Annotated in this window: 6 protein-coding genes; 3 read left to right on the top strand and 3 right to left on the bottom strand. The window is 73.4% G+C overall.

Annotated elements, in window-relative coordinates:
- Positions 1-106: 106 nt before the first annotated feature.
- Positions 107-334: a hypothetical protein gene (locus AE652_RS38035; protein WP_049659898.1), complete on the bottom strand. Its 228-nt coding sequence runs from the start codon at positions 332-334 to the stop codon at positions 107-109.
- Positions 335-446: 112 nt separating this feature from the next.
- Here AE652_RS38035 and map point away from each other — a divergent pair, with 112 nt between their 5' ends.
- Complete coding sequence (map, locus tag AE652_RS38030; RefSeq protein WP_049659897.1) at positions 447-1292, top strand: type I methionyl aminopeptidase; 846 nt, start codon at positions 447-449, stop codon at positions 1290-1292.
- A gap of 22 nt (positions 1293-1314) precedes the next feature.
- Here the strand turns inward: map and AE652_RS38025 are convergent, their stop codons facing one another.
- Entirely contained in the window at positions 1315-2010 is a 696-nt protein-coding gene (locus AE652_RS38025; RefSeq protein ID WP_049659894.1) for a bifunctional DNA primase/polymerase, read from the bottom strand.
- 413 nt (positions 2011-2423) lie between these two features.
- Here AE652_RS38025 and AE652_RS38020 point away from each other — a divergent pair, with 413 nt between their 5' ends.
- Positions 2424-2642: a hypothetical protein gene (locus AE652_RS38020; RefSeq protein WP_053112518.1), complete on the top strand. Its 219-nt coding sequence runs from the start codon at positions 2424-2426 to the stop codon at positions 2640-2642.
- Positions 2643-2704: 62 nt separating this feature from the next.
- Positions 2705-2902, top strand: a complete 198-nt coding sequence (locus AE652_RS38015; RefSeq protein ID WP_049659892.1) for a hypothetical protein — start codon at positions 2705-2707, stop codon at positions 2900-2902.
- Positions 2903-2977: 75 nt separating this feature from the next.
- On the opposite strand, the gene AE652_RS38010 is transcribed toward AE652_RS38015, so the two are convergent.
- On the bottom strand, positions 2978-3285 hold a 308-nt coding region (locus AE652_RS38010; RefSeq protein WP_049659890.1), incomplete at its 5' end, for a PadR family transcriptional regulator.

Below are 3285 nucleotides of genomic sequence, written 5' to 3'. Positions count from 1 at the left end.
GCGGCCGTGCGCGCCGAGCACGAGCGCGCCGCACGGGAGGCCGCGCCGACCGCCTGACCGGGCCGGGGCCGAGTGTCGGGGGCCGGGGGCCGGGGGCCCGCCGTGGTTACTCGGCCTCGTCCTTGGGCCGGTCGCTCCAGCGCGGGTCGTTCCGCCACTCGCGGTTGCGCTCGTCCGCGATCCGCAGCGCCTGGGCGGCCTCCTCCGGGCTGCCGTACGGGCCCAGGCGGTCCTTCGCCGGGCACTCCGGGCCCTCTTCGACCTTGTTGTGCTTGATGCAGTAGAACCACTCGCCGGGTTTGCCGGTCGGCTTGCGGTTGAATCCGAGGGGCATGGCGCTCTCCCGTTCAGAAGGCCAGAAGGATGGGTCGGTACCGATCATTCCCCGCCCCGGGCCCGGCCGCACACCACCCGGGGCCGCGGAGCCCGACGACTAGACTCGCGGCATGGCTCTCGTACCCGGCATCCAGTCCCCCACCCGCAAGGTCCCGGCGCACATCGCGCGCCCCGAGTACGTCGGCAAGCCCGCGCCGACGCCGTACACCGGGCCCGAGGTGCAGACCGCCGAGACGATCGAGAAGATGCGGATCGCGAGCGGTATCGCCGCCCGGGCGATGGCGGAGGCGGCCAAGCTGATCGCCCCCGGCGTCACCACCGACGCGCTGGACGCCGTCGCCCACGCCTACATGTGCGACCACGGCGCCTACCCGTCCGACCTCGGCTACCGGGGCTTCCCCAAGTCCGTCTGCACCTCGATCAACGAGGTGATCTGCCACGGCATCCCGGACTCGACCGTGCTCCAGGACGGCGACATCGTCAACATCGACGCCACCGCCTACATCCACGGGGTGCACGGCGACCTCAACGCCACCTACCTGGTCGGCGACGTGGACGAGGAGTCCCGGCTGCTGGTCGAGCGCACCCGGGAATCCCTCGACCGGGCGATCAAGGCGGTCAAGCCGGGTCGTCAGATCAACGTCATCGGGCGGGTCATCGAGTCCTACGCCAAGCGCTTCGGCTACGGCGTGGTGCGGGACTTCACCGGACACGGCATCAACACGTCGTTCCACTCCGGCCTGATCATCCCGCACTACGACAGCGAGCGGGCCACTGAGGTGATCAAGCCGGGCATGACCTTCACCATCGAGCCGATGCTGACCCTGGGCACCTACGACTACGAGATCTGGCCGGACGGCTGGACGGTCGTCACCAAGGACCGCAAGCGCACCGCCCAGTTCGAGCACACCCTGGTGGTCACGCCGACCGGCGCGGAGGTCCTCACCCTGCCGTGACCCACCCGGCCCGGTGGGCGCCCTAGCCGATCAGCCACTGCTCCTCGGCGACGGCGCCCACCTCGGTACAGGCGTCGGTGAGCACGTCCAGGACGCGCAGCGGGTCCGGCAGCGGCTGCTCGGGCCCGCGCAGCCACCGCACGTGGGAGCCGTCCGGCAGCGCGGCCGGCGGCAGCAGGGTGTACGAGCCGCGGCAGTGCCAGCGCAGGCCGGGGTGCTCGGACATGGTGTCCGGGGTGGAGTCGAGCGCGCTCGGCCACCACTCGTCCTCGTCCTGCGGGGTGCCGCGGGTGGCGGTGAAGAAGAGGTAGCGGTCCTCGCCGACGGCGGCGACGGGGCCCTCGACGCCCAGCGCCGTCAGCCGCTCCAGCGCCAGCCGTCCGGCCTCCGCCGGGACGTCCAGCACGTCGTGCACCCGGCCGGTGGCGGTGATGAAGTTCGCCTCCGGATCGCGGGAGAGCCAGCGGGAGAGCTGCTCGGGGTCGGTGGTGGCCTGGGTCTGCCAGGCGAAGGAGACCGGGTGCTGCGCCGGGGCCGGACAGGCCACCCGGTCACAGGAGCACCGGTAGCCGGCCGGGTGGGCGGCGGGCGCGAGCGGGAATCCGGCGCGGACCGCGCCGAGCAGCTGATCGAGGTCGGCGGCCGGCCCGTCCGGGCCCCCCGCCCGCTGACGATCACGCTTCTGCCACCAGGTCGTCCACCTGCTGCCGGCTTCCATCGGGCCCCTTCCGCGCAACTGCCGTGCCTGGTGCGACACAGCGTTCGACGTACCACTCCGACGCAACGCACGGCGCCCCCGTCTGCTTCCCGGGGTGCTCGGCCCTGACGTCGGCGCCCTGCCGGCCGCGGCCCGGGGTCACCGGACGGCCGACGCCCGGGTCACGGTACGCAGTCGCGGCAGCACGCTGTCCGCGCCAAATCGGCCGGAGGGCGCGCGGATTCGCGCCTCGCCCGGCCCGTACGGGCCCGCTGACCCGGGTGGACCCCGAGGGCGTAACAGGAAGGATAAGGGTGCGGAGGGCCTCCGGATGACCGGGGGCGGTGCCTCTCCGGTCACACTCCCGGCGACGGCCTCGGGTGCGGCCCACGGGTGCGCCCCGGGCTCGTCCGCGGAGGTGAGACCCTGGAGGGATGAAGAGCGCGGACACCGCATTCGTCGGCGGCCCCCTGGACGGGAAGATCCTCCCCATCCCGCTGGGGCCGATGCTCGGCGTGCCCAAGAAGTACAAGGTTCCGGTCCCCGCGCACGGCGGGACTCCCGCGCGCACACTGGTGTACGTCCGGAGCAAGCAGGTTCGGGGCCTGAGCTGGTTCTGGCGCTACGAGTACGACGAGGCGGCCTCCGGCTGACGGCCGCCCCCTCCCTCCGCGGTCCCCCCGGAGGTCGGCCGCAGTCTCCCCCGGAGGTCGGCATGGCGAGGACGGTACGGCACCCGCGGGACCACTCCCGGGCGGTCCGGCACCACAACCGGGAGGTCGCCGGCGTCACCGGGGTGCTGCTCCTGGCGGTGTGCCTCTACAGCGTGGTCATCGAGCCGAACGCCTGGCTCTGGTTCGGCTGGACGGTGCTGCTGCTGGTGTGCGTGGCCCTGTTCACGGTCCGGCCGTGAGGCCCTCCCCCCGACCGCCCGGACCACTCGGGCCACCCGGGCAGCAGCACCGCCCGCCCCGATCCCCCCGGTCGGTCAGTCATCCTCGGCGAGGATGAGGTACAGCTTCTTCCGGGCCTCGGTCAGCACCGTCAGGCCCTTGGCGCGCTGCGCCTCGGTGCCCGTGGCCATGACCTGGCGGATCGCCTGGTCGACGGCGGCGAGCGCCTGGCCGACCTCCTGGACGGCCTCCCAGTCGACCTCCCGGCCGGCCTCCGCCCACGGCTCGGCCGGCCCGGCGTCGGCCTCGGCCCGGCCCGCCTCGGTGAGCGAGACCAGCCGCTTGCCGCCGACCTCCTCCGCGGTGATCAGGCCCTCCTCCTCCAGCAGCTGGAGGTTGGGGT

The sequence above is a fragment of the Kitasatospora sp. MY 5-36 genome (assembly GCF_001182915.1).
In the GTDB taxonomy this organism is placed as follows: Bacteria; Actinomycetota; Actinomycetes; order Streptomycetales; family Streptomycetaceae; genus Kitasatospora.
Note: the sequence above shows the minus strand (reverse complement) of the source record. Positions and strands in the feature narration are given on the sequence as shown.

Excerpts from the sequence above, each read along its gene's own strand:
- AE652_RS38035 (WP_049659898.1), bottom strand. The coding sequence starts at position 334 with ATGCCCCTCGGATTCAACCGCAAGCCGACCGGCAAACCCGGCGAGTGG.
- map (WP_049659897.1), top strand. The coding sequence starts at position 447 with ATGGCTCTCGTACCCGGCATCCAGTCCCCCACCCGCAAGGTCCCGGCG.
- AE652_RS38025 (WP_049659894.1), bottom strand. The coding sequence starts at position 2,010 with ATGGAAGCCGGCAGCAGGTGGACGACCTGGTGGCAGAAGCGTGATCGT.
- AE652_RS38020 (WP_053112518.1), top strand. The coding sequence starts at position 2,424 with ATGAAGAGCGCGGACACCGCATTCGTCGGCGGCCCCCTGGACGGGAAG.
- AE652_RS38015 (WP_049659892.1), top strand. The coding sequence starts at position 2,705 with ATGGCGAGGACGGTACGGCACCCGCGGGACCACTCCCGGGCGGTCCGG.